A 25,972-nucleotide genomic window follows, 5' to 3' on the forward strand; every position below is an offset into this window, starting at 1 on the left:
CCGGGCTTCGCCCTTTCCCCCTCAAGGACACGCTGGTGAACGAGAAGTTTGAGCAACTGATCGCGCGCGCGGGCGAATTGCTGACCCGCATTGAATCCATCCTGCCCCAGCCCCTGGGCGCGCCCGACTGGACGGCCTCGATTGCCTGGCGCTACCGCAAGCGCTCGTCGGGCCACGGCACGCTGGAGCCGGTGCGCCACGTGGCCGCGATGCAGCTGTCCGACCTCAAGGAGATCGACGGGCAGAAGGAAAAAATCCAGCGCAACACGTTGCAGTTCGTGCAGGGCAAGCCGGGCAACAATGTGCTGCTCACGGGCGCGCGCGGCACCGGCAAGTCGTCGCTGATCAAGGCCTGCCTCAATGAATACGCGCCCCAGGGGCTGCGCCTGATTGAAGTGGACAAGTCTGATCTGGTGGACCTGCCGGACATCGTGGACGTGGTGTCGGGCCGGCCCGAGAAGTTCATCGTGTTCTGCGACGACCTGAGCTTTGAGGACGGCGAGCCTGGCTACAAGGCGCTCAAGTCCATCCTGGACGGCTCGGTGGCGGCGGCCACGCCCAATGTGCTGATCTACGCCACCAGCAACCGGCGCCACCTGCTGCCCGAGTACATGAAGGAGAACCTGACCTACCAGCACACCGACGATGGCGAGGTGCATCCGGGCGAGGTGGTGGAGGAAAAAATCTCGCTGTCCGAGCGCTTTGGCCTGTGGGTGAGCTTCTACCCGTTCAGCCAGGACGAGTACCTGGCCATCGTGGCGCAATGGCTGTCGTCGTTTGGCGTGGATGCCGCGGCCATTGGCGCGGCGCGGGCCGAGGCCCTGGTCTGGGCGCTGGAGCGTGGCTCGCGCAGCGGCCGGGTGGCCTACCAGTTCGCGCGCGACTACGCGGGGCGGCGGTGAGCGGCGTGCTGGTGGCCGATGCCCACCGCCCGCGCGAGGGCGGCGCGGACCGGCCCGAGGTGGATGTGGCCGTGGGCGTGCTGCTGCGGGGCGACGGGGCCTTTTTGCTCACCTCGCGGCCCCAGGGCAAGGTCTATGCGGGGTATTGGGAATTCCCGGGCGGCAAGGTCGAACCGGGCGAGACGGTGGTGCAGGCCCTGCGCCGGGAGTTGCAGGAAGAAATCGGCATCACCATCGACGGTGCACAGCCCTGGCGCGTGGAGCGGGTCGATTACCCCCATGCCCTGGTGCGGCTGAATTTCTGCAAGGTGACTGGCTGGTCGGGTGAGCTGCAGATGCGTGAGGGCCAGTTGTGCGCGTGGCAGCAGTTGCCGGTGCAGGTGGGCCCGGTGCTGCCGGGCACGGTGCCGGTGCTGCAGTGGTTCGCGCAGGAGCGGGGATTTGACGGTGCTACACATTCTGTAGCGCCTGAGGGCCGCCCCGCCTGGACTCCAGCCTGATTGCTTACTGAAGCTTGGGGTCGCCGAAGGGCTGATCCTCGGGCGGCGCTTCGGCGGGCATGCGAAACGATTCGCTGGCCCAGGCCCCCAGGTCGAGGTTCTTGCACCGCTCGCTGCAGAACGGGCGGTAGGGGTTGGCCGCTGCGTAGAGGCTGTCGCCACCGCAGCCGGGGCAGGGCACCGTTCGCGTCTTCAGGTCCATCTCAGGAGCAAAGGGTCAGTTCAAAGCCGGCGTTCTCGGTGCTGGCATGCAGCCTGTCGTCGGCGCCATGGTTCATCAGGCGCACCGAGACCATCAACCGGTTGCCGCTGATCTCGGGCACCAGGTCCAGCGCCGGGTCAATGCGCAGGCGCAGCAGCTGGAAGGTGCGGCCCTGCGGCAGGTTCTGCTGCAGCTGGCCGCCAGTGGCCATGACTTTTTGCGGAACGCCCGAGTCGCGCAGCAGCTTGAGCAGCAGGTGGATCGATTCGGCCAGCGGCGCGAGGGTGGATGTCCAGCGGTCCAGGTCGGTGCGCCGCACGGTGGCACTGCGGTGCTGCCAGGCGTAATAGGCCGGCAGGTCAAATTCGCAGGTGCCGCCGGGAATGCCCACGCGGCTGCGGATGCTCATGAGCCAGTCGTTCTCGGTCAGTGACTGGCCGGCCTTGCCGGGCAGGTTGTTGAGCGCGCTGAAGCAGCGGTCGAGCTGGCCGACCACCTCGTCGAGCACGGCTTCGGCAATGGCCGGGTTGCCGCGGTAGCTGTTGAGCAGCTGCTTCTGCTTTTCGAGGTCCTTGAGCACATCGGACTTGAGGTCGGCGCGCGCCGCGACGTCCATGACCTCGAAGATGGTGGTCAGGGCGTAGTGGTGGTCGAGCGCCTGGTCGCGCTGGACCAGTTCACCCAGTTGCTGGAACAGGTGCTCCAGACGCAGATACGTCCGGATACGTTCGTTGAAAGGGTATTCGTACAGGATCACGCGGCAGATTCCATTCGCCCAATCATAGCCCGAAGGGTCTGGCCCATTGGGCCACGCAGGCCTCAAGCTGGTCCAGCGTGAGGCCGTCATTGAAGATCACGTCGTCGGCGGCCGCCAGCCGCAGCGCGCGCGGCGCCTGCGAACCCATGATGGCCAGCACCGCCTCGCGGTCCAGGGCGCTGCGCGCGGTGACGCGGTCGATCTGGGTTTGCGGGGCGCAGTCCACCACCAGTACGCGGTCCAGTTGCTGCCGCCAGCGGCCGGATTCCACCAGCAGGGGAATGTCGAACACCAGACAGCGGTGGCCGGCCTGCGCTGCCGCGTCGGCCCGCCTGGCCGTTTCCTGCCCCACCAGCGGGTGGACGATGGCCTCAAGCCGTGCCTTGGCTGCCGCGTCGGAAAAGGCCAGGGTCCGCATGCGGTCGCGGTCCAGCGCGCCCTCGGGGGTGATGAGCGCCGGGCCAAAGGCCGCCGCGATGGCGGGAATCGCCGCGCCGCCCGGCGCGGTCACGCTGCGGGCGATGGCGTCGGCGTCCAGCAGCGCGGCGCCCCGGCCCACCAGCATGCGCGCGACGGTGCTCTTGCCGCTGCCAATGCCGCCCGTCAGGCCGAGCCGCAGCGCACCCGCCATCACAGCCCCAGCACGCGCAGAATCGCTCCAGGCCCGAAGATCATCGCAGTCAGGCCGCCCAGGGCCAGAAACGGGCCGAACGGAACATAACCGCCCTCGCGCAGGCTGCTGGCGAATTTCATGCCGATGCCGACGATCGCGCCGATGACCGAGGCCATGAGGATGATGGGCACCAGGGCCTGCCAGCCAAACCACGCGCCCAGCGCGGCGAACAGCTTGAAGTCGCCATAGCCCATGCCCTCCTTGCCGGTGAGCAGCTTGAAGGCCTGGTAGACCAGCCACAGCGACATGTAGCCCGCCACAGCGCCCCACAGCGCGTCCGCCAGCGGCAGCGGCGTCCAGCGCAGGGCGGCGACGATCAGGCCGGCCCAGAGCAGGGGCAGGGTGATGTCGTCGGGCAGCAGGGTGGTGTCCCAGTCGATCAGCGTGAGCGTCACGAGCGCGGCGGAAAAGCCGCACCAGGCCAGCGCCGACACGGTGGCGCCGCCATGCCAGACGCACCAGGCAAACAGCAGGCCCGTGACCAGTTCGACCAGCGGGTAGCGCAGGCTGAACGGGGCCTTGCAGGCCGAGCATTTGCCACGCAGCACGGCGTAGCTCAGCAGGGGAATGTTTTCATGCCAGCGGATGGCGTGCCCGCATTTCTGGCAGTGCGACCGCGGGACCAGCAGGTTGAAGGGCTTGCCTTCGTCTTCGGGTGGCTTGCCCGCCAGTTCGGCGCACTCGGCGGCCCACTGGCGCTCCAGCATTTTCGGCAGCCGGTAGATCACCACGTTGAGAAAACTGCCCAGCAGCAAACCAAAGGCGCCGGCCAGGGCGGCGTCCACCACAGGCGAGACCAGCATCAGACGACTTGTCCCAGCTTGAAGATGGGCAGGTACATCGAGACCACGATGCCGCCGATCAGGCCCCCGAGGAACACGATGATGATGGGTTCCATCAGGCTGGACAGGCCCGCCACCATGTCGTCGACCTCGGCTTCATAGAAGTCGGCGGCCTTGCCCAGCATGTGGTCGATGGAGCCGGACTCCTCTCCGATGGCGCACATCTGCAGCACCATGGTCGGGAACAGATTGGCATTGGTCATGGCCGCGGTCAGGCTGGTGCCGGTGGACACTTCCTGCTGGATCTTGGCCGTGGCCATGGAATAGACCGAGTTGCCGGAAGCGCCGCCCACGGAGTCCAGCGCCTCCACCAGGGGAACGCCGGCGGCGAACATGGTGGCCAGCGTGCGCGTCCACCGCGCGATGACCGACTTTTCGACCAGGGCGCCGAACACCGGCATCTTGAGCATCAGGCGGTCCATGACCATCTGCACTTTTTCGCTGCGCTTCCAGGCCTGCATGAAGAAGTAGAACCCGCCTCCGATGCCGCCAAAGATCAGCCACCAGAACTTGACGAAGAACTCGCTCATGGCGATCACGAACAGCGTCGGCGCGGGCAGATCGGCGCCGAACGAGCTGAACACCTCCTTGAACGCCGGGATCACGAAGATCATGATCACGGCCACCACCACGAAGGCCACCACCACCACCGAAATCGGGTACATCAGCGCCGACTTGATCTTGGACTTGATGGCTTCGGTCTTTTCCATGTACACCGCAAGGCGGTCCAGCAGGGTTTCCAGAATACCCGCGGCCTCGCCGGCCTCCACCAGGTTGCAGTAGAGGTTGTCGAAGTAGATGGGGTACTTGCGGAAGGCCGCCGACAGGGAGGTCCCGGTCTCCACGTCGGTGCGGATGTCATTGAGCAGCTTGGTCACGCTGCCGTTGGCATTGCCGCGCCCCACGATGTCGAAGGCCTGCAGCAACGGCACGCCGGCCTTCATCATGGTGGCGAGCTGGCGCGTGAAGATCGCCAGATCCTTGGGCTTGATGGCCTTGCCCGAGCGCATCCGGCGCTTCTTGATCTTGGTGGGCGTGACGCCCTGGCGTCGCAGCGACGCGGTGACCTGGTTCTCGCCCGCTGCCCGGGTTTCTCCGCGCACCTGCTTGCCGTTGCGGTCCCGTCCCTCCCATTCAAAGATGTACTCGGCAATTTTGTTGGTTGCTGTTGCCATGGTTGGTGCTGCTCCTTGCTGTGCGCAATCCGTCTGTTATTCGTTGGTGCAACCCAGCACTTCCTCGAGCGAGGTCATGCCCATGCGGACCTTGTGCAAGCCTGATTGCCGCAGGCTGCGGACCCCCTCGGCCTGCGCCTGCGCCGCGATCTCGAGTGAACTGCCGTCGCGCAGGATGATGCGCTGGATTTCCTCGCTGATGGGCATCACCTGGTAGATGCCGACGCGGCCCTTGTAGCCGCTGTTGCACATCGAGCAGCCCACCGGGCGGAACGGCGTCCAGGTTCCATCAACGTCTTCTTCCTTGAAGCCGGCTTCCAGCAAGGTCTCGTGCGGGATGTCGGCCGGGGCCTTGCAGTTGACGCACAGGCGCCGGGCCAGACGCTGGGCCGTGATCAGGATCACGCTGGAGGCAATGTTGAAGGGCGCGATGCCCATGTTGCGCATCCGCGTGAGGGTGGTCGGCGCATCGTTGGTGTGCAGCGTGGACAGGACCAGGTGGCCCGTCTGGGCCGCCTTGATCGAGATGTCGGCGGTTTCGAGGTCGCGGATTTCGCCGACCATGATCACGTCCGGATCCTGGCGCAGGAAGGACTTGAGCGCGGCGGCAAAGGTCAGGCCCGCCTTCTCGTTTACATTGACCTGGTTGACACCAGGCATGTTGATTTCCGAAGGATCCTCGGCCGTGGAAATATTGACGCCGGGCTTGTTGAGCAGGTTCAGGCAGGTATACAGCGACACCGTCTTGCCCGAACCCGTGGGGCCGGTGACCAGCACCATGCCGTAGGGCCGCTGGACGGCCGCGAGCAGGCGCTCCTTTTCTTCCGGCTCATAGCCCAGGGCTTCAATGCCCAGGCGCGCCGAGCTGGGGTCAAGAATCCGGATCACGATCTTCTCGCCGAACAGGGTCGGCAGGGTACTGACCCGGAAATCGATGACGCGGTCGGCGCTGACCTTGAGCTTCATCCGTCCGTCCTGGGGAATCCGCTTCTCGGAGATGTCCATGCGCGAGATCACCTTGATGCGCGAAGCCAGCTTGTCCTTGATCGCAATGGGCGGGGACGCGATTTCGCGCAACTCGCCGTCGATGCGGAAGCGGACGCGGTAGGTGTGCTCGTAGGGCTCGAAATGAAGGTCGGACGCGCGCATGCCAAACGCGTCCAGCAGCATCTTGTGAAGAAACTTGACGACCGGCGCGTCTTCAACCTCGGAGGTGTTGGCCTCGGCCTCCTCGGCACCGGTCGAGTCCATCTGCGACTCGTCGAACTCGAAGTCGTCGCCGATGATGCTGTCCATGGCCTCCGAGGCCGTGGTGGCGTTGGCCTCGACCATCTTGGAGAGCTTGTCGTACTCGGCGATGATCCAGTCCACCCCCATCTGGGTGGCGAACTTGATCTTTTCCGCGGCTTCCTGATCCGACGGGTCCGCGGTCGCCACGATCAGCCGGTTGCTGCGCTTGCTGAGCACCACCACCCGGTAGGCCTGGCAAAGCTTGGTGTCCAGCAGGTTCTTGGGCAGGCGCTGCGTGTCAATGGCCTGGAGGTCCACCAGGGGCGCGCCGAACGCGGCGGACATGCTGTGCGCCAGGTCGGAGGCGGAGACGGCGCCCGAGCCCGTGAGCTCGGCAATGAAATTGGTCCGGTTGGTCTGCGCCTTGCGGTAAAGGTCCTCGGCCGCCTTCTGGCCCAGTTTGCCCGCGGACACGAGCGCGCGGGCGAGCCCGGGAAGGGCCAGGGTCGGGGTTTCGGTGACGGAAGTATCTACAGCGGCCATGTCCGGCAAAGTTCCTGGATAAGGGGTATCCAGACTATCATCGCCGATTGGCTGGCCGCTGTAAATCAGAGGCGGGCAATGGCGCCGCGAAGCAGTCGCCAATGCGGACAAAAAGAAACAGCGGATGCTGGTCGGGGTGAGAGGATTCGAACCTCCGGCCTCTACGTCCCGAACGTAGCGCTCTACCAGGCTAAGCTACACCCCGATTGGCTGCTGCTTGGCCGCCTGGTCCCTGTTGATTCCTCAGGAGCGGCGGTCCAAAAGCTGAGCCGCTAATTGTAGCAAACCGCGCGTGAATGAATTGTCCGGCAGGCGCTGCGCAGCGGCGATGGCCCGGCGCGCTTCGGCGGCGGCGGCCTGCCGGGTGATGTCAATCGCACCGGTTTCGCGGACGATGCTGACGATCTGTTCCAGCTGCGCCGTGGCCCCGTTCTCGATGGCATGACGCACCATGGCCCGCTGGGCCTCGCTGCCCCGCTGCATTGCGGCGATCAGGGGCAGCGTGGCCTTGCCCTCGCGCAGGTCGTCACCCAGGTTCTTGCCCATCTCCAGGGCGTTGCCTTCGTAGTCCAGCACATCGTCAATGACCTGGAAGGCGGTGCCCAATGCCTGGCCATAGTCCGCGCAGACCTGCTCCATGTCGGGTGGGCAGCCCGCGAGCACCCCGCCCAGACGCGCGCTGGCCTCGAACAGCTTGGCCGTCTTGGAGCGGATGACGCGCAGGTAGCCGGCCTCGTCCAGGCTGGCGTCGTGCATGTTCATCAATTGCAGAACCTCGCCTTCGGCGATCACGTTGGTGGCGTCGGACAGGATCTGCATCACCCGCATTTCGCCCGTCTCGACCATCATCTGGAAGGCACGTGAGTACAGGAAATCGCCGACCAGGACGCTGGCCGGGTTACCAAAACTTTCATTGGCTGTGGCGCGGCCGCGACGCAATGTCGAGTCATCGACGACATCGTCATGCAGCAAGGTGGCCGTATGAATGAATTCGACCACAGCCGCCAGGCTGAACCGGCGATCACCCTGGTAGCCCAGGGCGCCGCAGATCAGCAGCAGCAGGGCGGGGCGCAGGCGTTTGCCGCCGGCCGAGATGATGTAGCGCGAGACTTCCCCGACCAGCGGGACGCTTGAATCGAGCCGGTTGGCGATGACACGGTCCACCTCGGCCATGTCGTCGGCGACGAGGGCGAGGGCGGCACTGGTGCTGGAGGAGTGGGAAGACAAGGGGCGGCAGGCTGATTAGCCGCGATTATAGGAAACGTGCAGCCGCCCCTGCGGCCCTGCGGGGGGCGGGAATGTTAGTGCCTGCAAACGGTGCTATAATCTTGGGCTCTGCGGAAATTCGTCTGCGGAGCTTCATTTCAAGAGGTCAACATGTACGCGGTCATAAAAACCGGGGGCAAGCAGTATCGCGTTGCTTCCGGCGAAAAAATTAAAGTAGAACAGATTGCTGCGGACGTAGGCCAGGAGATCGTGATCGACCAGGTTCTGGCCGTCGGCAACGGCAGCGAGATCAAGGTTGGCACCCCCCTGGTGTCCGGCGCAACTGTGACAGTCACTGTGGTGGCTCACGGCAAGCACGACAAGGTTCGCATCTTCAAGATGCGCCGTCGCAAGCACTACCAGAAACGCCAGGGCCATCGCCAGCAGTTCACCGAACTGCAAATCGGCGCGATTGCCGGCTAAGGAGTCACGGAAATGGCACAGAAAAAAGGCGGCGGCTCTACGCGAAACGGGCGCGATTCCAAGCCCAAGATGCTCGGTGTGAAGGCGTTTGGCGGTGAGCTGATCAGCGCCGGCTCCATCATCGTGCGCCAGCGCGGCACCAAGTTCCACCCCGGCACCAATGTCGGCGTGGGCAAGGACCACACCCTGTTTGCACTGGTGGACGGCCACGTGTCGTTCTCGGTCAAGGGCGCGCTGAACAAGCACCTGGTCAATGTGACCCCGGCGTAAGCCTTCAGGCTTTCCGGTACGGAGGCCCTGCGGTGCAATCGCAGGGCTTTTTTGTTTGGGCCACCCCTAGAATCGATCACCATGAAGTTCGTTGACGAAGCCTACATCGACATCGCCGCCGGCGATGGGGGGAACGGCTGCGTCTCGTTCCGCCATGAGAAGTACAAGGAGTTCGGCGGCCCGAATGGCGGCGACGGCGGGCGTGGCGGCCATGTCTATGCGGTTGCCGACCCGGCCTTGAACACCCTGGTGGATTTCCGCTTTGCGCGGCGCCACGAGGCCAAGCGCGGCCAGCACGGCATGGGCTCCGACATGTTTGGCGCCGCGGGCGACGACATCACGCTCAAGATGCCGGTCGGCACCATCCTGACCGATGCGGAGACGGGCGAGGTGCTGTTCGAACTGCTGACGCCTGGCGAGGTCATCACCATTGCCAAGGGCGGTGACGGCGGTTTTGGCAACATGCGCTTCAAGAGCGCGATCAACCGCGCTCCGCGCCAGAAGACGCCGGGCTGGCCCGGCGAGAAGCGCAGCCTGAAGCTGGAACTCAAGGTGCTCGCCGACGTGGGGCTGCTGGGCATGCCCAACGCGGGCAAGTCGACGCTGATCTCGGCCATCTCCAATGCGCGCCCCAAGATTGCGGACTACCCCTTCACCACGCTGCACCCCAACCTCGGGGTGGTGCGCGTGGGGCCGGAGCAAAGCTTTGTGGTGGCCGACGTTCCCGGCCTGATTGAAGGCGCGTCCGAGGGCGCCGGGCTGGGGCACCAGTTCCTGCGGCATCTGCAGCGCACGCGCCTGCTGCTGCATCTGGTGGACTTTGCGCCGTTCGACCCCACGGTGGACCCGGTGGCCCAGGCCAAGGCGATTGCCGCCGAGCTCAAGAAATACAGCGCCGAGCTGTACAAGAAGCCGCGCTGGCTGGTGCTCAACAAGCTGGACATGGTGCCGGCCGAAGAGCGCGAGGCCAGGATCAAGGACTTTGTGAAGCGCATGCGCTACAAGGGCCCCTTGTTCGAGATTTCCGCGCTCACGCGCGAGGGCTGCGAACCGCTGATCAAGGCGATCTACCAGCACATCGCGGCGCGCCAGGTCGAGGAACAGCCGCAGCTGGAAGAGGATGTGGATCCGCGCTTTGCCAGCGGCCCCACGGAATGAGTTTGCTACAAAATAGATAGCGGGATGTGCCCGTCCTGTCTGGACTACAGGCCAAAATGACTCAAAAAGAAGTTCACAGCGTGCTGCATGACGCCCGTCGCATCGTGGTCAAGGTCGGCTCCAGCCTGGTGACCAACGAAGGCCGCGGGCTGGACGAGGCGGCCATTGGCGAGTGGTGCCGCCAGCTGGCCGCGCTGGCCCTGTCGGGCCGCGAGGTCATCATGGTGTCCAGCGGCGCGATTGCCGAGGGGATGAAGCGGCTGGGCTGGGCCAAGCGCCCGCACGAAGTCCATGAATTGCAGGCCGCGGCCGCGGTCGGGCAGATGGGCCTGGCCCAGATGTACGAGACCAAGCTGCGCGAAAACGGCCTGCGCTCGGCGCAGGTGCTGCTCACGCACGCCGACCTGGCCGACCGCGAGCGCTACCTCAATGCCCGCTCGACCCTGCTGACCCTGCTGCGCCTGCGCGTGGTACCGGTCATCAATGAAAACGACACCGTGGTCAACGACGAAATCAAGTTCGGTGACAACGACACCCTGGGCGCGCTGGTGGCCAACCTGGTCGAGGCCGATGCCCTGGTCATCCTGACAGACCAGAAAGGCCTGTACAGCGCCGACCCGCGCAAGGACCCGCAGGCCGTCTTTGTCCACGAGGCCAAGGCCGGCGATCCGGCGCTGGAGGCCATGGCCGGCGGGGCCGGCTCCAGCCTGGGCCGCGGCGGCATGATCACCAAGATCCTGGCCGCCAGGCGCGCCGCGGGCTCGGGCGCGTCCACCGTGATCGCCTGGGGCCGCGAGCCCGATGCGTTGTTGCGGCTCACGCGCGGCGAGGCCATTGGCACCCTGCTGGTGGCGCAGACCCAGAAGCAGCAGGCCCGCAAGCAGTGGATGGCCGACCACCTCCAGCTGCGCGGTGCGGTGGTGGTGGACGACGGCGCCGTGGCCAAGGTGCGCGACGAAGGCAAGAGCCTGCTGCCCATTGGCATGACGGCGGTGGAGGGGGAGTTCTCGCGCGGCGACGTGATCGCCATCCGTGCGCAGTCCGGGACTGAAATCGCACGCGGCCTGGCGAACTATTCAAGTTCAGAAGCCCGGCTGATCTGCCGCAAGCCCTCGGCTGAATTCGAGCGCCTGCTGGGCTACGTGGCCGAGCCCGAGATGGTCCATCGCGACAACCTGGTGCGCGTGCGCTAGCGCAGCTTCTCGAAGTCCTGGTTCTTCAGGTCGCGCACGATCTGGGCCACGCTGCGCGGCGGGGAGTTGCCGACACAGCCGCCCTGCTTGGCGAACATCAGCGAGTGTTTCGACGGCTGGCTGGCCCAGAGGGACCGCCATTCGGCCCGGTCCGCGGCGCTCCAGCCGCCGCTGGCGTTGTAGCGCGCCAGGGTGCGCACTTCGCCGGTGCCGCAGCGCAAGGCCTCGTACATGGCATTGATCACGCCGCTGCTGCTTTGCGCCACGATGACATAGCGCACGATGCCATCGCTGCCGATCTGGATGGTGGCCGGGTCCACGCCAAACTTGAGCTGCGAGCCGATGTTGACGTCAAACGGGACCAGCCGCGCCACGTCAAATGCGGGTGGCGGCGGGGCGTCCAGCTCTTTCCAGTCGGGGTCGACGGGCGTGAGTTGCGCGGCCGCGGCCGTGGCCACCAAGGCCAGGCTCCAGGCGAGCCATTTACGAAGATGCATGTCGGGTCTCTTGCGGATCGGGGTTCTGCCCGGTCTGCGGGTCGGGTTCAAAGGTGCCGCCCGGGGGCAGTTCAAAGGCCGGGCCGCGCCCGCCATGTTCCGGGGAGCCCTCGGGCGCGTCATGCTCGCGGGTGCGGATGCCGCTGCGCAGGTAGCGGTTGCGGTGGTCGTGGCGCGGCAGGTAGCGCGCGAGCTCGGTCAGGGCCATTTCATAGACCCCCCGCTTGAACTCCACCACCACGTCCAGCGGCACCCAGTACTCGTTCCAGCGCCAGGCGTCGAACTCGGGGTGGTTGGTGGCGCGCAGGTTCAGGTTCCAGTCGTGGCCGGTCAGCTGCAACAGGTACCAAATCTGTTTCTGGCCCTTGTAGTGTCCGCGCGCATCGCGGCGGATGTACCGGTCTGGCACCTCGTAACGCAACCAGTCGCGGGTGCGGGCGATGATGCGCACGTGCTCCGGCAGGAGCCCCACTTCTTCGTGCAGTTCCCTGAACATGGCCTGTTCGGGATTCTCGCCCCGGTCAATGCCGCCCTGCGGGAACTGCCAGCTGTGGGTGCGTATGCGCTTGCCCCAGAACACCTGGTTTTTCTGGTTGAGCAGGATGATGCCGACGTTCGGCCGAAAGCCGTCCCGGTCAAGCATAATCAAACCTCAAATTCTTAAACTGAGTTCATTATGCACGCCGGTACGCGCGGGGCAAGGGGCTCGGCCCCAACCCTTTCCATGCCCGCCTGATGAAAGCATCACAGTTCTTCATTTCCACCCTCAAGGAAGCCCCCGCCGACGCCGAGGTGGTCAGCCACCGGCTCATGATGCGCGCCGGCCTGATCAAGAAGCTGGGCGCCGGCATCTACAGCTACATGCCCATGGGCCTGCGGGTGGTCCGCAAGGTCGAGGCCATCGTGCGCGAGGAGATGAACCGCGCTGGCGCCGTGGAACTGCTCATGCCCGTGGTCCAGCCGGCCGAGCTCTGGCAGGAAACCGGGCGCTGGGACAAGATGGGCCCCGAGCTCATGCGGGTCAAGGACCGGCATGACCGCGACTTCATCATCCAGCCCACCAGCGAAGAGGTGGTGACCGACATCGCACGCCAGGAACTGCGCAGCTACAAGCAGCTGCCCAAAAACCTGTACCACATCCAGACCAAGTTCCGCGACGAGCGGCGCCCGCGCTTTGGCGTTATGCGCAGCCGCGAGTTCATCATGAAGGACGCCTACAGCTTTGACCGTGACGTGGCCACCGCCAAGGCCAGCTACCAGGTCATGGCCACGGCCTACCGCGCCATCTTCGACCGCTTTGGCCTGCGCTACCGCGCCGTGGCCGCCGACAGCGGCGCCATCGGGGGCGACCTGTCGGAAGAATTCCAGGTGATCGCCGCCACCGGCGAGGACGCCATCGTCTACTGCCCCGACAGCGACTACGCCGCCAACATGGAAAAGGCCGAGGCGCTGGCGCCGCAGCAGGCCCGCCCCCCGGCCAGCCAGCCCATGGCCCGGGTGCCCACACCCGGCAAGAGCACCTGCGCCGACGTGGCCGATCTGCTCAAGGTGCCGCTGCAAAGCACGGTCAAGTCGCTGGTGCTCGCCACCGACGAAACCAATGACAAGGGTGAAATCCTCAAGAGCCAGGTCTGGCTGCTGCTGGTGCGCGGCGACCACGACATGAACGAGATCAAGGTGGGCAAGGTGCCGGGGCTGGACAACGGCTTCCGCTTTGCCAGCCTGCCCGAAATCGAGGCGCACTTTGGCACGCGCCCGGGTTACCTGGGCCCCGTGGGCCTGACGCAGCCCCTGAAAATCGTGGCCGACCGCGACGTGGCCGTGATGGCCGACTGGATCTGCGGCGCCAACGAGGAAGACGCCCACATCACCGGCGTCAACTGGGGCCGTGACCTGCCCGAGCCCGACGTGGTGGCCGACCTGCGCAACATCGTCGAGGGCGACGCCTCGCCCGATGGCAAGGGCGTGCTCGCCATCGAACGCGGCATCGAGGTGGGCCATGTGTTCTACCTGGGCACCAAGTACAGCAAGGCCATGAACGCCACCTTCCTCGACGAGAACGGCAAGCCCCAGTTCCTCGAGATGGGTTGCTACGGCATCGGTATCACGCGCCTGCCCGCCGCGGCCATCGAGCAGAACCACGACGAGCGCGGCATCATCTGGCCCGATGCCATTGCGCCGTTCACCGTGGTGATCTGCCCGATCGGCATGGACCGCAGCGCCGAGGTCAGGGCCGCGGCCGAAAAGCTGTATGCCGACCTGCTGGCCAGCGGCGTGGACGTGATGCTGGACGACCGCGGCGAACGCCCCGGCGCCATGTTCGCCGACTGGGAACTGATTGGCGTGCCGCACCGCGTGGTGCTGTCCGACCGCGGCCTCAAGGAGGGGCAGGTCGAATACCAGCACCGGCGGGATGCCGCGGCCACCAAGCTGGACGCCGCTGCCGTGCTGGACCACCTGAAGGACCGGCTCAAGCCGTGATTTCAAGACGAAAGTGCCTGTTGTCCTTGCCTGGCGGCCTTGGACTGCTATCTTTTTCAAAGCAGTCGAGTGCCGGCAACCAGGTTGAGGAGCCGCTTGCGGACTCGGTGCGCAGCGCGCTGAGTTCGGCCATCGCGAACCAGGCGCCCCCCGTGCCCGAGTTCCCCGACACCGATTCCAGGCTGGCCTACCTGCGCTGGCTGGGCGTGACCAGCACCCGGCTCAAACGGCGCATGCCCGAATGGCACATGCGCAAGGAATTCCTGCAGACGGTCTGGTACGAGAGCAAGCGCTCGGGCCTGGAAACCGCGCTGGTGCTCGGGTTGATCCAGGTGGAAAGCGGCTTCCGCAAATACGCCGTCAGCAGCGCGGGCGCGCGCGGCTACATGCAGGTGATGCCGTTCTGGACGCGGGTGATCGGCGATGGCGATGCCGGGGTGCTGTTCCACATGCAGGCCAACCTGAGGTTTGGCTGCGTCATCATGCGCCATTACCTGGACCGCGAGCGTGGCGACCTGTTCATGGCGCTGGGCCGCTACAACGGCAGCCGCGGCAAGTCGCCTTATCCCGACGCGGTGCTTGGCGCCCGCCGGCAGTGGATTTTCCCGCAGCCCTGAGGCGCGCCTGGAGGCACTGACATGGACCACAAATGGCTGGAAGACTTCGTGGCCATGGCCAGCGAGCGCAGCTTTTCCCGGGCGGCCGAGCTGCGCCACGTCACGCAGCCGCAGTTCTCGCGCCGCATCCGGGCGCTGGAGCTCTGGGCGGGTGCGGACCTGGTCAACCGCGCGGGCATGCCTCTGGAGCTGACAGAAGCCGGCAAGGAGTTCCTGCCCGTGGCGCGTCGCGTGGTGGAGGCCCTGAGTGATGCGCGGGCCCGCATTCACCACGCCCGGGGCGAACTGGATGGTGTCACCCTGGCCACGGGCCGGTCCCTCGCGAGGACGGCGGTGCCGGAATGGCTGGCGACCATGAAAAAAGCGGCCGGCGAATTCCGGCTGCGCATGTTGACGGGCTCCGTGCATGACGGGGTCCTGGCGCTCGATCAGGGCGGCGCCGATTTTCTGCTGTCATTTGCGCACCCCCGATTGCCGCTGGTGCTGGACGACAGGCGTTTCGAAGGCGCAACCATCGGGCACGACGAACTGGTGGCGGTCAGCGCGCCGCGGGCCGACGGAACGCCCCTGCATGTCTTGCCGGGTACGCCGGGCAAGCCGGTGCGGCTGCTGGGCTACGCGCCCTCGCTGGCCCTGAACCAGATCCTGCAGGATGGGCTGTCCCGCCTCGCGGGGGACCTGCATCTGCGAACGGTCGTCGAGTCCGACTTTGCCGACTTTCTTCATGAGCAGGCCCTGCGCGGCGCCGGTGTGGCCTGGCTGCCGCGCCGCCTGGTGGGGGGCGACATTCGCGACGGGCGGCTGCTCCCGTCCGACTTTCCCGGCTCGCAGTTCCGGTTTGAAATCCGGCTGTACCGGCCCCGCGAACCGCGCAGCGAACTTGCGCGCAAGCTCTGGGCGGCCAGCCAGATCGCATAGCCGCATGCGCGTTGCGCATGCCATTCAGTGGGCGTGTTCCTAGACTCCGGTCATTCGTTTGGAGCACGCCATGTCTGGATACTTTTCGATCTCTCGCCTCCTGTGCATCCCCCTGGGCATGCTGCTCGCCACCGGCGCGATGGCGCAGGCCTGGCCAGGCGCCAGGCCGATCACGCTGGTGGTCGGCTATCCCGCCGGCGGCAGCGTGGACCTCGTGGCGCGCGCGGTGGCGCAGCCACTTGCGCTTCGCCTTGGTACACCGGTGGTGGTGGAGAACATCGGGGGCGCCAGCGGCACCCTGGGCGCCCAGAAGGTCGTGAAGGCGCCGGCCGACGGCTACACGCTGCTTCTGGGCACTGGCAGCGAAGTGTCCATCGCCAGGCTCTTCAACACCGCCATCCGCTACAACGGCGAGACCGACCTGTCGCCGGTCGGAATGATCGGCGTGACCCCCATGGTGTTCCTGACCAGTCCCAAGACGGGGATTCACACGGTCGAGGACGCCCTGGCCCGTGCCAGGAAGGAGCCCAACAAATTGCGCTTCAACTCCTCGGGCGTGGGCACGCCCCTGCACGTGGCGGGCGAGCTGATCAACCTCACCGCGGGCATCAACCTCAGGCACGTGCCCACCAACGGCGCGGGCCAGATGGTGGACGACCTGGCCACCGACAAGGTGCAGTTCAGCGTCATGACCCTGTCATCGGCATTGCCCCACATTGAAGCCGGCCGCCTGGTGCCGCTGGGGCTCACCACCCCCGCGCGCAGCCTGACCGCGCCCGGCGTGCCGGCCCTGGCAGAGAACCCGAAACTCAAGGGCTATGACATGAACGTGTGGTTTGCACTGTTCGGGCCGGCCGGCTTGCCGCCCGCCATCGTGTCGCGGCTGAACAAGGAACTCAACGACAGCCTGCGGGACCCGCAGACCTGGCAGAAGCTTCAGAAGGCCGGCATCTCCAACGAAGGAGGCACGCCGGCCGCACTGACGGCTTTCATCCGCAGCGAGACCCAGCGCGTGCGCAAGGTGGTGACCAAGGCGGTGGCCACCGGCTCGGGCTTCTGAGCGCGCGTTGGCAAGCTAAGGTCTCAACGGGTTAGTCCCGGTGTCCGGGGCGCTTGCCGTCGCTATCCTGTCCCGTTCCAGCTCCCTCTTGGCGCGCTTCTTGCAAATTACAAAACCAGAATTCCAGACTCCCGCTGTCCGTTCGCGTCAATGCTGCATTCCGTCATCAAGTCAATTTCTTCAGGAGAAACCCGCATGCCAGTCAACTTTGCCAGTCGCCGTTTTGTGAATCGATGGTTCGTGACCACCGCGGTGGCGGCGGCAGCTGCTTTCGCGCCCGCGGCCTTTGCGCGCGACCTGGTGGTGGCGCTCAAGACCGAGCCCACATCGATGGACCCGCAATACCACGCGCTGACGCCCAACATCCAGCTGTCGCAAACGCTGTTTGAGGGCCTGGTCTGCGCCGATGCCGACCTGGCCATCAAGCCCTGCCTGGCCGAGTCCTGGAGCGCCAACGGCAAGACCTGGACCTTCAAGCTGCGCCCCAATGTGAAGTTCTCCGATGGCTCGGCGCTCACGTCAGCGGACGTCGTGTTCACGCTCGACCGGGTGGCCAAGGTGCCCAACAGCCCCTCGTCATTCAAGGTTTACCTGCAAAAGGTCGAGAAGGTGGAGGCCGTGGACCCGCTCACCGTGCGCATCACCACATCCGAGCCCTATCCCCTGCTGGCCGTCAACATGGTGGGCCTGCCCATCATGTCGGCCAAGGCCGCTGCCGGCCCGGCGGCTGAAGGCAAGACCACCACCGAACTGAATTCGGGCAACGGCCTGGTCGGTGCCGGCCCCTACCGCTTTGTGTCCTGGAAGCGCGGCAGCGAGATCATCTTCGAGCGCAACCCGCACTACTGGGGCCCGGCGCCCGCCTGGGACAAGGTCATCTACCGCCCCATCAGCAACCCGGCGGCGCGCGTGGCCGCCTTGCTGGCCGGCGATGTGGACCTGGTGGAAGACCCACCCACCGATGACCTGGAACGCCTGCAAAAAGACCCCAAGCTCACGGTCGAAACCAAGGCCTCCAACCGCGTCATCTACGTCGCGCTGGACCAGCATGGCGAGACAACCCCGGGCATCCAGGGCACCAACGGCAAGAACCCGCTGCTGGACAAGCGGGTGCGCGAGGCGCTGTCGCTGGCCATTGACCGCCAGGCGCTGGTGGCCCGCATCATGGGCGGCGTGGGCACGCCCGCCGCGCAGCTGCTGCCGTACCCCATGTTTGGCGCCAGCAAGAACCTGGTGACGGCCGCCAAGGCCAACCCCGACAAGGCCAAGGCCCTGCTCAAGGAGGCCGGCTACCCCGATGGCTTCACCATGGTGCTGGGCGCGCCCAATGGCCGCTACATCAACGACAGCAAGGTCGCGCAGACGCTGGCCGCGATGTGGACGCGCGTGGGGGTCAAGACCACCATCGACTCCAACGCACCGGCGGTGTTCTTCAAGAACCGCGATGCCTATTCCTACAGCGCCTACATGGCTGGCTGGGGCACCGCCACGGGCGAGATGTCCAACACGCTGAACTCCCTGCTGGTCACGCCCAACAAGGAAAAAGGGCAGGGCACGACCAACCGCAGCCGCTACTCCAACCCCGCCATGGACAAGCTGGTGGAAGAGTCCGCCAGCCAGATGGATGACGCCCAGCGCGCCGCCACCCTGGCCAAGGCCAGTGAAGTGGCGATGGCTGATTTCGCCATGCTGCCCGTCCATTTCGAGCATTCGGTCTGGGCCATGAAGAAGGGCATCAGCTTCAAGGGCCGTGCTGACCAGCAAACCATGGTGCAGTACGCCACCGTGGCCAAGTAACCCGCGGCCCTTCAACCTTGCCCGCCGCTGCGGCGGCGGGCGCCTCCTTTCCCATGCTTGCTTTCATCATTCGCCGCCTGCTTCAGGCCCTGCTGGTCATGGCCGTCATGTCGGGCCTGGTGTTCGTTGGTCTCTATGTGGTGGGCGATCCGGTGTCCATGATGGCCAGCCCCGAGGCCACGGAGCTGGAGCGCGACGCCATCCGCGCCAATTTCGGTCTCGACAAGCCGCTGTGGGAGCAGTACGCCATCTTCATGTCGCATGCCGTGCGGCTGGATTTTGGCAAGAGCTTTCTCACTGGCCAGTCGGCCATGGGCCTGATTCTTGAGCGCATGCCGGCCACGCTGGAACTGGCCGTGGTCTCGATGCTGCTCGCCGGCCTGGTCGGCGTGCCGCTGGGCATCTGGGCCGGGCTCAAGCCGCAGGCCCTGAGCACGCGGGGCATCATGACGGGCTCGGTGCTGGGTTTCTCGCTGCCCAATTTCTGGGTCGGGCTGATGCTCATCATGGTGTTCGCCGTGTACCTGGGCTGGGTGCCCGCCAGCGGACGCGGCAAGACCGTGATGCTGGGCCCGCTGGACTTGAGCGTGCTCACGCTGGACGGCTGGCGCCGCCTCATCCTGCCGGCCTGCACCATCGCGCTGGCCAAGGCGGCGCTGATCATCCGCGTGACCCGCGCGGCCACGCGCGAGGCGTTGCCCATGGACTACATCAAGTTCGCGCGCGCCAAGGGCCTGGCCTGGAGCCGCATCCTGCGCGTGCACCTGCTCAAGAACATCCTGATTCCCATCGTCACGGTGTTCGGGCTGGAGTTTGGCCAGGTGGTGGCGTTCGCGGTGGTGACCGAAACCATCTTCGCGTGGCCCGGCATGGGCAAGCTGCTGCTCGATTCCATCATCACGCTGGACCGGCCCGTGGTCGTGGCCTACCTGATCCTGATCGTGTTCTTTCTGGTCATGCTCAATCTGGTGACCGACATTGTTTATTCGGTGCTCGACCCGCGCGTGCGCCTGCAGGCAGCCAAGGCATGAACGATACCCTCGCAACCCCCGTGACGCCGGCCGACCTGGCGCCGCTGCCCCCGCCTGAAACCCCGTGGCAGCGCCTGCGCCGCGAGTTCGTGGCCAACAAGCTGGCCATGGCCGGCCTGGTGCTGCTGCTGCTGGCCCTGGGCGTGGCGCTGTTCGCGCCGTGGATCTCGCCGCAGAACCCCTACGACATCGGCAAGCTCGACATCTTCGACTCCAAGCTGCCGCCCGGCAGCAAGGACGCCGCCGGCACCATGACCTACTGGCTGGGCACTGACAGCCAGGCGCGCGACCTGCTCTCGGCCATCTTCTATGGCCTGCGCACCAGCCTGATGGTGGGCGGCATCTCGGTGTTGGCCGCGCTGGCCATTGGCAGCATCGTGGGGCTGGCCGCCGCCTACTTTGGCGGCTGGGTTGACGCGCTGCTGATGCGCATCGTGGACATCCAGCTGTCGTTCCCGGCCATCCTGGTGGCGCTGATCCTGCTGGCCATCCTGGGCAAGGGCGTGGACAAGGTCATCATCGCCCTGATCATCGTGCAGTGGGCCTATTTTGCGCGGGCCGCCCGCGGCGCCGCGCTGGTGGAGCGCGCCAAGGAATACGTGGAAGCAGCGCAGTGCATGGCCCTGGGGTCGCCGCGCATCCTGCTGCGCCACATGCTGCCCAACTGCCTGCCGCCGCTGATCGTGATCGCCACCATCGACCTGGCGCACGCCATTGCGCTCGAATCGACACTGTCATTCTTGGGCGTGGGCGTGCCGGTGACGGAACCATCTCTGGGCATGCTCATTGCCAACGGCTTCGAGTTCATGCTGTCGGGCCATTACTGGATCTCGTTCTTCCCGGGGATTGCGCTGGCGCTGGCCATCGTGGGCATCAACCTGGTGGGCGACCACCTGCGCGACATTCTCAACCCGCACAACGCACACTGACCGATGGACGAATCGCAGAACTTTTCCGCCGTGTCGGCCATGGCGTCCCACGGCGAGCCCGTCCTGCAGGTGCAGGGCCTGCAAACCCATTTCTTCACGCACGGCGGCGTGGTGAAGGCTGTGGATGGCGTGGACCTTCAAGTGGCCGCCGGCGAAATCCTGGGCCTGGTCGGTGAATCGGGCTCGGGCAAGAGCATCACGGGCTTTTCCGTGATCGGCCTGATCGATGCGCCGGGCCGCATCGTGGGCGGCCACATCCGCTACCTGGGCGAAGACCTGGCCGCGGCCACCGAGTCCAGGCTGCAGCAGCTGCGGGGCAAGGAGATCGCCATGATCTTCCAGGACCCGATGATGACGCTCAATCCCGTGCTGCGGGTCGACACGCAGATGGTCGAAGCCATCCACGCCCACGAAAAGGTCAGCCCCGCCGCGGCGCGTGCCCGCGCGCATGACGCGCTGGCCATGGTGGGCATCCCGTCGCCCGCCGAGCGCCTGCTGGCCTATCCGCACCAGCTGTCGGGCGGCATGCGCCAGCGCGTGGCCATTGCGATCGCGTTGCTCAACAAGCCCAAGCTGATCATTGCCGACGAACCCACCACGGCGCTGGACGTGACCATCCAGGCGCAGATCCTTCATGAAGTGCAAAAGCTCTGCCGCGAAACCGGCACCGCCATGATCTGGATCACCCACGACCTGGCCGTGGTGTCGGGCCTGGCCGACCGCATTGCGGTCATGTATGCCGGGCGCATTGTCGAAAGCGGCGCAACGGCCGATGTGGTGCACCGCCCCTCGCACCCCTACACCCAGGGCCTGATCAATTCCATTCCCACCCGCGCCACGCATGGCAGCCTGCTGCGGCAGATCCCCGGCATGACGCCGTCCCTGCTCCAGCTCCCCCAGGGCTGTGCCTTCAGGCCCCGCTGCGGTTACGCCACCGACGCCTGCCTGAACGTGCCGCAGCCGCAAGCCGTGGCGCGTGACAAGACCGTGCGCTGCTGGCACGCCCTCGCCTGAATGACCCGCATGGATGCTTCCGTGAATCCTCAAACCCCCTCTGGCGCGCCGCTGCTGCAGCTGCGCGGCATTGACAAGCGCTTTGTCCAACCCGTGGACCTGGCGGGCAAGATCGCCAACCTGCTGGGCGCCCACAACGCCCCGGCCGTCGTCCAGGCCGTGTCTGGCGTGGACCTGGACATCCAGGCCGGCGAAGTCATTGGCGTGGTCGGCGAGTCGGGCTGTGGCAAGTCGACGCTGGGCCGCGTGATCGCGGGCATCAACCCGCCCTCGGCCGGCGAGGTGAGCTACAAGGGGCGCCGCGTCAGCGACATGGGCACGGCCGAGCGCCGGGCCTACGGGCTGGGCGTGCAGATGATCTTCCAGAACCCCATGGCCTCGCTCAACCCGCGCATGCGGGTGCTCGACATCATTGGCGAGGCGCCCGTGGTGCATGGCCTGGTGCCCGCCTCAGGCCAGGCCGACTACGTGGCCGACCTGATGCGCCAGGTGGGCCTGGACCCGGACTACGGCCAGCGCTACCCGCACCAGTTTTCGGGCGGCCAGCGCCAACGCATTGGCATCGCGCGCGCGCTGGCACTCAAGCCCGAGCTCATCGTGTGCGATGAAGCCGTGGCCGCGCTGGACGTGTCCATCCAGGCCCAGGTGCTCAACCTGTTCCTGGAACTGCGCCGCAGCCACGCGCTGACCTACCTGTTCATCAGCCACAACCTGGGCGTGGTGGGGCATATCTCGGACCGCGTGGTCATCATGTACCTGGGCCGGGTGGTCGAGGTCGCGCCCACTGAAGTCATCTTCAGCCGGCCCAACCACCCCTACACGCAGGCCCTGCTGTCGGAGCTGCCCACGCTGGACACCCAGCGGCGCGACTACCAGCCCATCAAGGGCGAACTGCCGTCGCCCTTGCGCCCGCCCTCGGGCTGTGCTTTTCACCCGCGCTGCCCGCAGGCCATGCCGCGCTGCCAGACCGAGCTGCCCGTGCTGCGCACGCTGGCCACGGGCCATGCCAGCGCCTGCCACCTCAACGACGCCGCGCCGCCGGCCGCCCATCCCAACCCATGACCGATCCCGTCCTGCCGAGCATTTCCACCCCATTTGCCCCGTTTGCGCTGCGCCTGCCTGAAGGCGATGCCTTGCCGCTGGTCTGCGACTCGCCGCACAGCGGCACCCTGTACCCCGACGACTTTGGCTACGCGCTGCCGTTTGACAAGCTGCGCTCGGGCGAAGACACCGACGTGCACGTGCTCTGGGAGGCCCTGCCCTCGGTGGGCGCCACGCTGCTGGCGGCCAACTTCCCGCGGGCCTATGTGGACCCCAACCGCGACGTGGAAGACATCGACCCCGGCCTGCTCGACGCACCGTGGCCCACCCCCCTGGCGCCCAGCGAGAAGACGCGCCTGGGCATCGGCCTGATCTGGCGCGACGCTGGCAAGGGCGGAAAGGACCCCATCTATGCCCGCAAGCTGGGCGTGGCTGAAGTGCAGGCCCGCATTAGCCGCTACCACGCGCCCTACCACGCAGCCATGCGCGAGCAGATCGAGGCCGCCTACGCCCGCTTCGGCGCGGTCTGGCACCTGAACCTGCATTCCATGCCGGCCAACTCGTACGAAGGCCTGCAGATCCGCAGCGACCACCCCCTGGCCGACGTGGTGCTGGGTGACCGGGACGGCACCACAGCGGCGCCGGAGTTCACGGCCATGGTGGCCCAGGCCTTCCGCCAGCGCGGCTTCAGCGTGGCGCTCAACGACCCCTTCAAGGGCGTGGCGCTGATTGCCCGCCTGGGCCGGCCCGCCGAGCGCCGCCACAGCCTGCAGGTGGAACTGCACCGCGGCCTGTACATGGACGAGCAGACCCGTGCGCGCAGCGCGGGCTTTGGCGCCCTGCAAAGCGCGCTGGCCGGTGTTTCTGCTGAAATTGCCGCCTACGTCAAAACCCAGATCAACCCCTGAGCCCGGACACCCCATGAGCCTGATTGCCGAAATCGAAGCCACCCACGAAGAATTCACTGCGCTGCGCCGCGACATCCACGCGCACCCCGAGCTGGCTTTCCAGGAAAACCGCACCTCCGACGTGGTGGCCGACCGGCTGGCCGCCTGGGGCATCGAGGTGCACCGGGGCCTGGGCCAGACCGGGGTGGTGGGCGTGTTGCGCGGCACCCGCACGGGCACCACTGGCAAGCCCCGTTCGATCGGCCTGCGCGCCGACATGGACGCCCTGCCCATGCCCGAACACAACCGCTTTGCCCACGCCTCGAAGAACCCCGGACGCATGCACGGCTGCGGCCATGACGGCCACACCGCCATGCTGCTCGGCGCGGCCAAGTACCTGGCGGCGCACCGCGACTTTGACGGCATCGTCAACTTCATCTTCCAGCCGGCCGAGGAGGGCGGCAATGCCGGCGCCCGGGCCATGATCGAAGATGGCCTGTTCGACAGGTTTCCCTGCGACGAGATCTACGGCATCCACAACATGCCGGGCTTTGACGTGGGCCACTTCGGCTTTCGCAAGGGGCCGACCATGGCGTCGAGCAACCGCTTTGACATCTTTGTGCGCGGCACCGGTGGCCACGCGGCGCAGCCGCACAAGTCGGTGGACACCATCGTGATCGCGGCCGAGATGGTGGGCGTGCTGCAGACGCTGATCTCGCGCCACAAGAACCCGATTGACGTGGCCGTGCTCAGCATCACCCAGATCCACGCCGGCGATGCCTACAACGTGCTGCCCGGCGAAACCGTGATCCGCGGCACCGTGCGCACCTTCAGCACCCAGGTGCTGGACGAGATCGAATCCAACATGCGCCGCGTGGCCGAGATGCTGCCCCAGGTGCACGGGGGCAGCGGCGAGCTCAAGTTCCACCGCGCCTACCCGCCCCTGGTGAACTGGGACGCGCAGACCGACTTTGCGATGAAGGTGGCGCAGGACGCCTTTGGCGCCGACCATGTGGACGGCAACACACCGCAGCACGGTGGTGCCGAGGACTTCTCGTTCTACCTGGAGAAAGTGCCGGGCTGCTACCTCTTCATGGGCAATGGCGAAGGCGCCCACCGCGACGACAAGTACGTTGGCATGGGCCCTTGCGAGCTGCACAACCCCAACTACGACTTCAACGACGCGCTGCTGCCCATCGGGGCGAGCTACTGGGTCAAGCTGGTGGGCGCGTTCTTCGCGAAATAGGCTTTCAGGCCGTGCCTTCAGCGGGCGTGGTGGCGCGGGTGACCAGCACCTGGTCGATGCGGTAGCTGTCCACGTCCATCACCTCGAACTTGTAGCCGGCCCAGGTGACGCTGTCGGTGCGCCGGGGCACGCGGCGCAGCATCACCATCAGGAAGCCGGCCAGGGTCTCGTATTCTTCCTCGTGCGGCAGGGCGTCGATGTGCAGGGCGCGCAGCACGTCCTGGATGGGCGTGACGCCGTCGATCAGCCAGGAGCTCTCGTCGCGCCGCACGATCTGTTCCTCGTCGGGCGTGGACACCAGCTCGCCCATGACCGTGCTCATCAGGTCGTTGAGCGTGACCACGCCCACCACCAGGCTGTATTCGTTGACGATCACGGCAAAGTCGTCCTGCACCTGGCGGAACTGCTCCAGCACCTCGGCCAGGCTCAGCCGGTCGGGCACGATCAGGGCCTTGTGCACCAGGGTCTCGTCGGTCAGCGCCAGCGGCTGCTTGTTGAGCAGGCGCTGGAACAGGTCTTTCGCGTCCACATAGCCCACCACATCGTCGATCACGCCGTTGCACACGGGGTAGGTCGAGAACGGCTCGGCCGCGATGCGCGCGCGCACCACGGCCTCGGGGTCGTCTCGGCTGAACCAGGCAATGCGCTCACGCGGCGTCATGGCGCTGGAGACCACGCGGGTGTCCAGCTCGAACAGGTTGGCAATCACCTGCTGCTCGCGCCGCTGCAGCACGCCGGCCTGCGCGCCGGCCTCGGTCAGGGCCAGGATGTCGGCCGAGGTGACCTTGTCCTCGCGCTGCGCCGGCAGGCCAAACAGCCGGAACAGGCCGTCGGTGCTCTTGCTGAACAGCCACACCACGGGCTTGAGCACCACCATGAGCCACAGCATGGGCGTGACCAGCCGGATGGCCGTGCGCTCGGGGTCGTTCATGCCCAGCCGCTTGGGGAACAGGTCGGCAAACACCAGGAACAGGGAGATGGTGGCCACGAACGAGGCCATGAACCCCGCGGTCACCGCCGCCGTGGGCGAGAGCCACAGGGCAAACAGCCGGGTGAAGTAGGGGCTCCAGGCGCCTTCACCCACGATGCCGCCCAGGATGGCCACGGCGTTCAGGCCGATCTGCACCACGGTGAAGTAATGGCCCGGCTGCTCCTGCGCGAGCAGCACCTTTTCGGCGCGCGGCTCGCCCTCGTCCGCGAGCTGGCGCAGGCGCAGGCGGCGCGAAGCCGCCAGCGAAATTTCGGCCAGCGAGAAGAACGCGCTCACGCCGATGAGCAGCGCGACAAGGATCAGGCTTTCGACCAGGTTCATGCGAGGTC

Annotated in this window: 26 protein-coding genes and 1 tRNA gene; 16 read left to right on the top strand and 11 right to left on the bottom strand. The window is 66.3% G+C overall.

Features of this window, described 5'->3' with window-relative positions; genetic code table 11:
• Nucleotides 1–763 precede the first annotated feature (763 nt).
• Nucleotides 764–1,402: an NUDIX domain-containing protein gene (locus KF796_07545; protein MBX3586482.1), complete on the top strand. Its 639-nt coding sequence runs from the start codon at nucleotides 764–766 to the stop codon at nucleotides 1,400–1,402.
• Between the two features lie 4 nt (nucleotides 1,403–1,406).
• Here the strand turns inward: KF796_07545 and KF796_07550 are convergent, their stop codons facing one another.
• The 8 genes from KF796_07550 to KF796_07585 all read right to left on the bottom strand — a co-directional run bounded on the left by KF796_07550 (nucleotide 1,407) and on the right by KF796_07585 (nucleotide 8,051).
• Entirely contained in the window at nucleotides 1,407–1,604 is a 198-nt protein-coding gene (locus KF796_07550; protein MBX3586483.1) for a DNA gyrase inhibitor YacG, read from the bottom strand.
• Nucleotide 1,605: 1 nt separating this feature from the next.
• Nucleotides 1,606–2,361: a cell division protein ZapD gene (gene zapD / locus KF796_07555; GenBank protein MBX3586484.1), complete on the bottom strand. Its 756-nt coding sequence runs from the start codon at nucleotides 2,359–2,361 to the stop codon at nucleotides 1,606–1,608.
• Nucleotides 2,362–2,383: 22 nt separating this feature from the next.
• The gene (gene coaE, locus KF796_07560) at nucleotides 2,384–2,992 is read right to left on the bottom strand and encodes a dephospho-CoA kinase (GenBank protein MBX3586485.1); all 609 of its coding nucleotides are present in this window, start codon (nucleotides 2,990–2,992) and stop codon (nucleotides 2,384–2,386) included.
• Nucleotides 2,992–3,837: a prepilin peptidase gene (locus KF796_07565; GenBank protein MBX3586486.1), complete on the bottom strand. Its 846-nt coding sequence runs from the start codon at nucleotides 3,835–3,837 to the stop codon at nucleotides 2,992–2,994. The genes coaE and KF796_07565 overlap by 1 nt, the downstream gene beginning before the upstream one ends.
• Nucleotides 3,837–5,051, bottom strand: a complete 1,215-nt coding sequence (locus tag KF796_07570; protein ID MBX3586487.1) for a type II secretion system F family protein — start codon at nucleotides 5,049–5,051, stop codon at nucleotides 3,837–3,839. The genes KF796_07565 and KF796_07570 overlap by 1 nt, the downstream gene beginning before the upstream one ends.
• Nucleotides 5,052–5,087: 36 nt before the next feature.
• Nucleotides 5,088–6,824 (bottom strand): type IV-A pilus assembly ATPase PilB, encoded by a 1,737-nt coding sequence (gene pilB / locus KF796_07575; protein MBX3586488.1) that lies wholly within the window; start codon nucleotides 6,822–6,824, stop codon nucleotides 5,088–5,090.
• A gap of 128 nt (nucleotides 6,825–6,952) precedes the next feature.
• Nucleotides 6,953–7,029 (bottom strand) — tRNA-Pro (locus tag KF796_07580).
• 38 nt (nucleotides 7,030–7,067) lie between these two features.
• Nucleotides 7,068–8,051: a polyprenyl synthetase family protein gene (locus tag KF796_07585; GenBank protein MBX3586489.1), complete on the bottom strand. Its 984-nt coding sequence runs from the start codon at nucleotides 8,049–8,051 to the stop codon at nucleotides 7,068–7,070.
• Between the two features lie 150 nt (nucleotides 8,052–8,201).
• Here KF796_07585 and rplU point away from each other — a divergent pair, with 150 nt between their 5' ends.
• The 4 genes from rplU (at nucleotide 8,202) to KF796_07605 (ending at nucleotide 11,134) form a co-directional block, all read left to right on the top strand.
• Nucleotides 8,202–8,513, top strand: a complete 312-nt coding sequence (rplU, locus tag KF796_07590) for a 50S ribosomal protein L21 (protein ID MBX3586490.1) — start codon at nucleotides 8,202–8,204, stop codon at nucleotides 8,511–8,513.
• A gap of 12 nt (nucleotides 8,514–8,525) precedes the next feature.
• A complete protein-coding gene (gene rpmA / locus KF796_07595; protein MBX3586491.1) occupies nucleotides 8,526–8,783 on the top strand; it encodes a 50S ribosomal protein L27 in 258 nt (85 codons plus the stop codon).
• An 81-nt stretch (nucleotides 8,784–8,864) separates the two neighbouring features.
• Entirely contained in the window at nucleotides 8,865–9,941 is a 1,077-nt protein-coding gene (gene obgE, locus KF796_07600) for a GTPase ObgE (protein MBX3586492.1), read from the top strand.
• A gap of 56 nt (nucleotides 9,942–9,997) precedes the next feature.
• Nucleotides 9,998–11,134 carry a glutamate 5-kinase gene (locus KF796_07605; protein MBX3586493.1) on the top strand — a complete coding sequence of 379 codons (1,137 nt, stop codon included), beginning with the start codon at nucleotides 9,998–10,000 and terminating at the stop codon, nucleotides 11,132–11,134.
• On the opposite strand, the gene KF796_07610 is transcribed toward KF796_07605, so the two are convergent.
• Together KF796_07610 and KF796_07615 are read right to left on the bottom strand one after the other, a co-directional pair.
• On the bottom strand, nucleotides 11,131–11,631 hold the full coding sequence (locus tag KF796_07610) for a CNP1-like family protein (protein ID MBX3586494.1): 501 nt from the start codon (nucleotides 11,629–11,631) through the stop codon (nucleotides 11,131–11,133). The genes KF796_07605 and KF796_07610 overlap by 4 nt on opposite strands.
• Nucleotides 11,618–12,274, bottom strand: coding sequence for an RNA pyrophosphohydrolase (locus tag KF796_07615; GenBank protein ID MBX3586495.1), 657 nt, complete (start codon nucleotides 12,272–12,274; stop codon nucleotides 11,618–11,620). Before KF796_07615 ends, KF796_07610 begins: the two co-directional genes overlap by 14 nt.
• Nucleotides 12,275–12,366: 92 nt before the next feature.
• On the opposite strand from KF796_07615, the gene KF796_07620 reads away from it, so the two are divergent.
• The 11 genes from KF796_07620 (at nucleotide 12,367) to KF796_07670 (ending at nucleotide 24,652) form a co-directional block, all read left to right on the top strand.
• Nucleotides 12,367–14,112, top strand: coding sequence for a proline--tRNA ligase (locus tag KF796_07620; GenBank protein ID MBX3586496.1), 1,746 nt, complete (start codon nucleotides 12,367–12,369; stop codon nucleotides 14,110–14,112).
• Nucleotides 14,109–14,729 carry a lytic transglycosylase domain-containing protein gene (locus tag KF796_07625; protein MBX3586497.1) on the top strand — a complete coding sequence of 207 codons (621 nt, stop codon included), beginning with the start codon at nucleotides 14,109–14,111 and terminating at the stop codon, nucleotides 14,727–14,729. The genes KF796_07620 and KF796_07625 overlap by 4 nt, the downstream gene beginning before the upstream one ends.
• Nucleotides 14,730–14,750: 21 nt before the next feature.
• Nucleotides 14,751–15,647, top strand: a complete 897-nt coding sequence (locus tag KF796_07630; protein MBX3586498.1) for a LysR family transcriptional regulator — start codon at nucleotides 14,751–14,753, stop codon at nucleotides 15,645–15,647.
• Nucleotides 15,648–15,717: 70 nt separating this feature from the next.
• Entirely contained in the window at nucleotides 15,718–16,707 is a 990-nt protein-coding gene (locus KF796_07635) for a tripartite tricarboxylate transporter substrate binding protein (GenBank protein ID MBX3586499.1), read from the top strand.
• A 330-nt stretch (nucleotides 16,708–17,037) separates the two neighbouring features.
• Nucleotides 17,038–18,504, top strand: a complete 1,467-nt coding sequence (locus KF796_07640; GenBank protein MBX3586500.1) for an ABC transporter substrate-binding protein — start codon at nucleotides 17,038–17,040, stop codon at nucleotides 18,502–18,504.
• A 53-nt stretch (nucleotides 18,505–18,557) separates the two neighbouring features.
• Nucleotides 18,558–19,535 carry an ABC transporter permease gene (locus KF796_07645; protein ID MBX3586501.1) on the top strand — a complete coding sequence of 326 codons (978 nt, stop codon included), beginning with the start codon at nucleotides 18,558–18,560 and terminating at the stop codon, nucleotides 19,533–19,535.
• Nucleotides 19,532–20,464, top strand: a complete 933-nt coding sequence (locus KF796_07650) for an ABC transporter permease (GenBank protein ID MBX3586502.1) — start codon at nucleotides 19,532–19,534, stop codon at nucleotides 20,462–20,464. Before KF796_07645 ends, KF796_07650 begins: the two co-directional genes overlap by 4 nt.
• 39 nt (nucleotides 20,465–20,503) lie before the next feature.
• Nucleotides 20,504–21,478 carry an ABC transporter ATP-binding protein gene (locus tag KF796_07655; protein MBX3586503.1) on the top strand — a complete coding sequence of 325 codons (975 nt, stop codon included), beginning with the start codon at nucleotides 20,504–20,506 and terminating at the stop codon, nucleotides 21,476–21,478.
• Nucleotides 21,479–21,487: 9 nt separating this feature from the next.
• Entirely contained in the window at nucleotides 21,488–22,540 is a 1,053-nt protein-coding gene (locus KF796_07660) for an ATP-binding cassette domain-containing protein (protein MBX3586504.1), read from the top strand.
• Nucleotides 22,537–23,427, top strand: a complete 891-nt coding sequence (locus KF796_07665; GenBank protein MBX3586505.1) for an N-formylglutamate amidohydrolase — start codon at nucleotides 22,537–22,539, stop codon at nucleotides 23,425–23,427. Before KF796_07660 ends, KF796_07665 begins: the two co-directional genes overlap by 4 nt.
• A 13-nt stretch (nucleotides 23,428–23,440) precedes the next feature.
• The gene (locus tag KF796_07670; protein ID MBX3586506.1) at nucleotides 23,441–24,652 is read left to right on the top strand and encodes an amidohydrolase; all 1,212 of its coding nucleotides are present in this window, start codon (nucleotides 23,441–23,443) and stop codon (nucleotides 24,650–24,652) included.
• A gap of 4 nt (nucleotides 24,653–24,656) precedes the next feature.
• Here KF796_07670 and KF796_07675 read toward each other — a convergent pair whose 3' ends face one another.
• Nucleotides 24,657–25,964 carry an HlyC/CorC family transporter gene (locus KF796_07675; protein ID MBX3586507.1) on the bottom strand — a complete coding sequence of 436 codons (1,308 nt, stop codon included), beginning with the start codon at nucleotides 25,962–25,964 and terminating at the stop codon, nucleotides 24,657–24,659.
• Nucleotides 25,965–25,972 lie beyond the last annotated feature (8 nt).

The organism is Ramlibacter sp. (assembly GCA_019635435.1).
Taxonomy (GTDB): Bacteria; Pseudomonadota; Gammaproteobacteria; order Burkholderiales; family Burkholderiaceae_C; genus JAHBZM01.

Bases quoted from the DNA above. Each gene is read 5' to 3' on its own strand.
- KF796_07545 (MBX3586482.1), top strand. From the start codon at position 764: ATGGCTGTCGTCGTTTGGCGTGGATGCCGCGGCCATTGGCGCGGCGCG.
- KF796_07550 (MBX3586483.1), bottom strand. From the start codon at position 1,604: ATGGACCTGAAGACGCGAACGGTGCCCTGCCCCGGCTGCGGTGGCGAC.
- coaE (MBX3586485.1), bottom strand. From the start codon at position 2,992: ATGGCGGGTGCGCTGCGGCTCGGCCTGACGGGCGGCATTGGCAGCGGC.
- KF796_07565 (MBX3586486.1), bottom strand. From the start codon at position 3,837: ATGCTGGTCTCGCCTGTGGTGGACGCCGCCCTGGCCGGCGCCTTTGGT.
- KF796_07570 (MBX3586487.1), bottom strand. From the start codon at position 5,051: ATGGCAACAGCAACCAACAAAATTGCCGAGTACATCTTTGAATGGGAG.
- pilB (MBX3586488.1), bottom strand. From the start codon at position 6,824: ATGGCCGCTGTAGATACTTCCGTCACCGAAACCCCGACCCTGGCCCTT.
- rplU (MBX3586490.1), top strand. From the start codon at position 8,202: ATGTACGCGGTCATAAAAACCGGGGGCAAGCAGTATCGCGTTGCTTCC.
- rpmA (MBX3586491.1), top strand. From the start codon at position 8,526: ATGGCACAGAAAAAAGGCGGCGGCTCTACGCGAAACGGGCGCGATTCC.
- obgE (MBX3586492.1), top strand. From the start codon at position 8,865: ATGAAGTTCGTTGACGAAGCCTACATCGACATCGCCGCCGGCGATGGG.
- KF796_07605 (MBX3586493.1), top strand. From the start codon at position 9,998: ATGACTCAAAAAGAAGTTCACAGCGTGCTGCATGACGCCCGTCGCATC.
- KF796_07610 (MBX3586494.1), bottom strand. From the start codon at position 11,631: ATGCATCTTCGTAAATGGCTCGCCTGGAGCCTGGCCTTGGTGGCCACG.
- KF796_07615 (MBX3586495.1), bottom strand. From the start codon at position 12,274: ATGCTTGACCGGGACGGCTTTCGGCCGAACGTCGGCATCATCCTGCTC.
- KF796_07620 (MBX3586496.1), top strand. From the start codon at position 12,367: ATGAAAGCATCACAGTTCTTCATTTCCACCCTCAAGGAAGCCCCCGCC.
- KF796_07630 (MBX3586498.1), top strand. From the start codon at position 14,751: ATGGACCACAAATGGCTGGAAGACTTCGTGGCCATGGCCAGCGAGCGC.
- KF796_07635 (MBX3586499.1), top strand. From the start codon at position 15,718: ATGTCTGGATACTTTTCGATCTCTCGCCTCCTGTGCATCCCCCTGGGC.
- KF796_07640 (MBX3586500.1), top strand. From the start codon at position 17,038: ATGGACCCGCAATACCACGCGCTGACGCCCAACATCCAGCTGTCGCAA.
- KF796_07645 (MBX3586501.1), top strand. From the start codon at position 18,558: ATGCTTGCTTTCATCATTCGCCGCCTGCTTCAGGCCCTGCTGGTCATG.
- KF796_07650 (MBX3586502.1), top strand. From the start codon at position 19,532: ATGAACGATACCCTCGCAACCCCCGTGACGCCGGCCGACCTGGCGCCG.
- KF796_07655 (MBX3586503.1), top strand. From the start codon at position 20,504: ATGGCGTCCCACGGCGAGCCCGTCCTGCAGGTGCAGGGCCTGCAAACC.
- KF796_07660 (MBX3586504.1), top strand. From the start codon at position 21,488: ATGGATGCTTCCGTGAATCCTCAAACCCCCTCTGGCGCGCCGCTGCTG.
- KF796_07665 (MBX3586505.1), top strand. From the start codon at position 22,537: ATGACCGATCCCGTCCTGCCGAGCATTTCCACCCCATTTGCCCCGTTT.
- KF796_07670 (MBX3586506.1), top strand. From the start codon at position 23,441: ATGAGCCTGATTGCCGAAATCGAAGCCACCCACGAAGAATTCACTGCG.
- KF796_07675 (MBX3586507.1), bottom strand. From the start codon at position 25,964: ATGAACCTGGTCGAAAGCCTGATCCTTGTCGCGCTGCTCATCGGCGTG.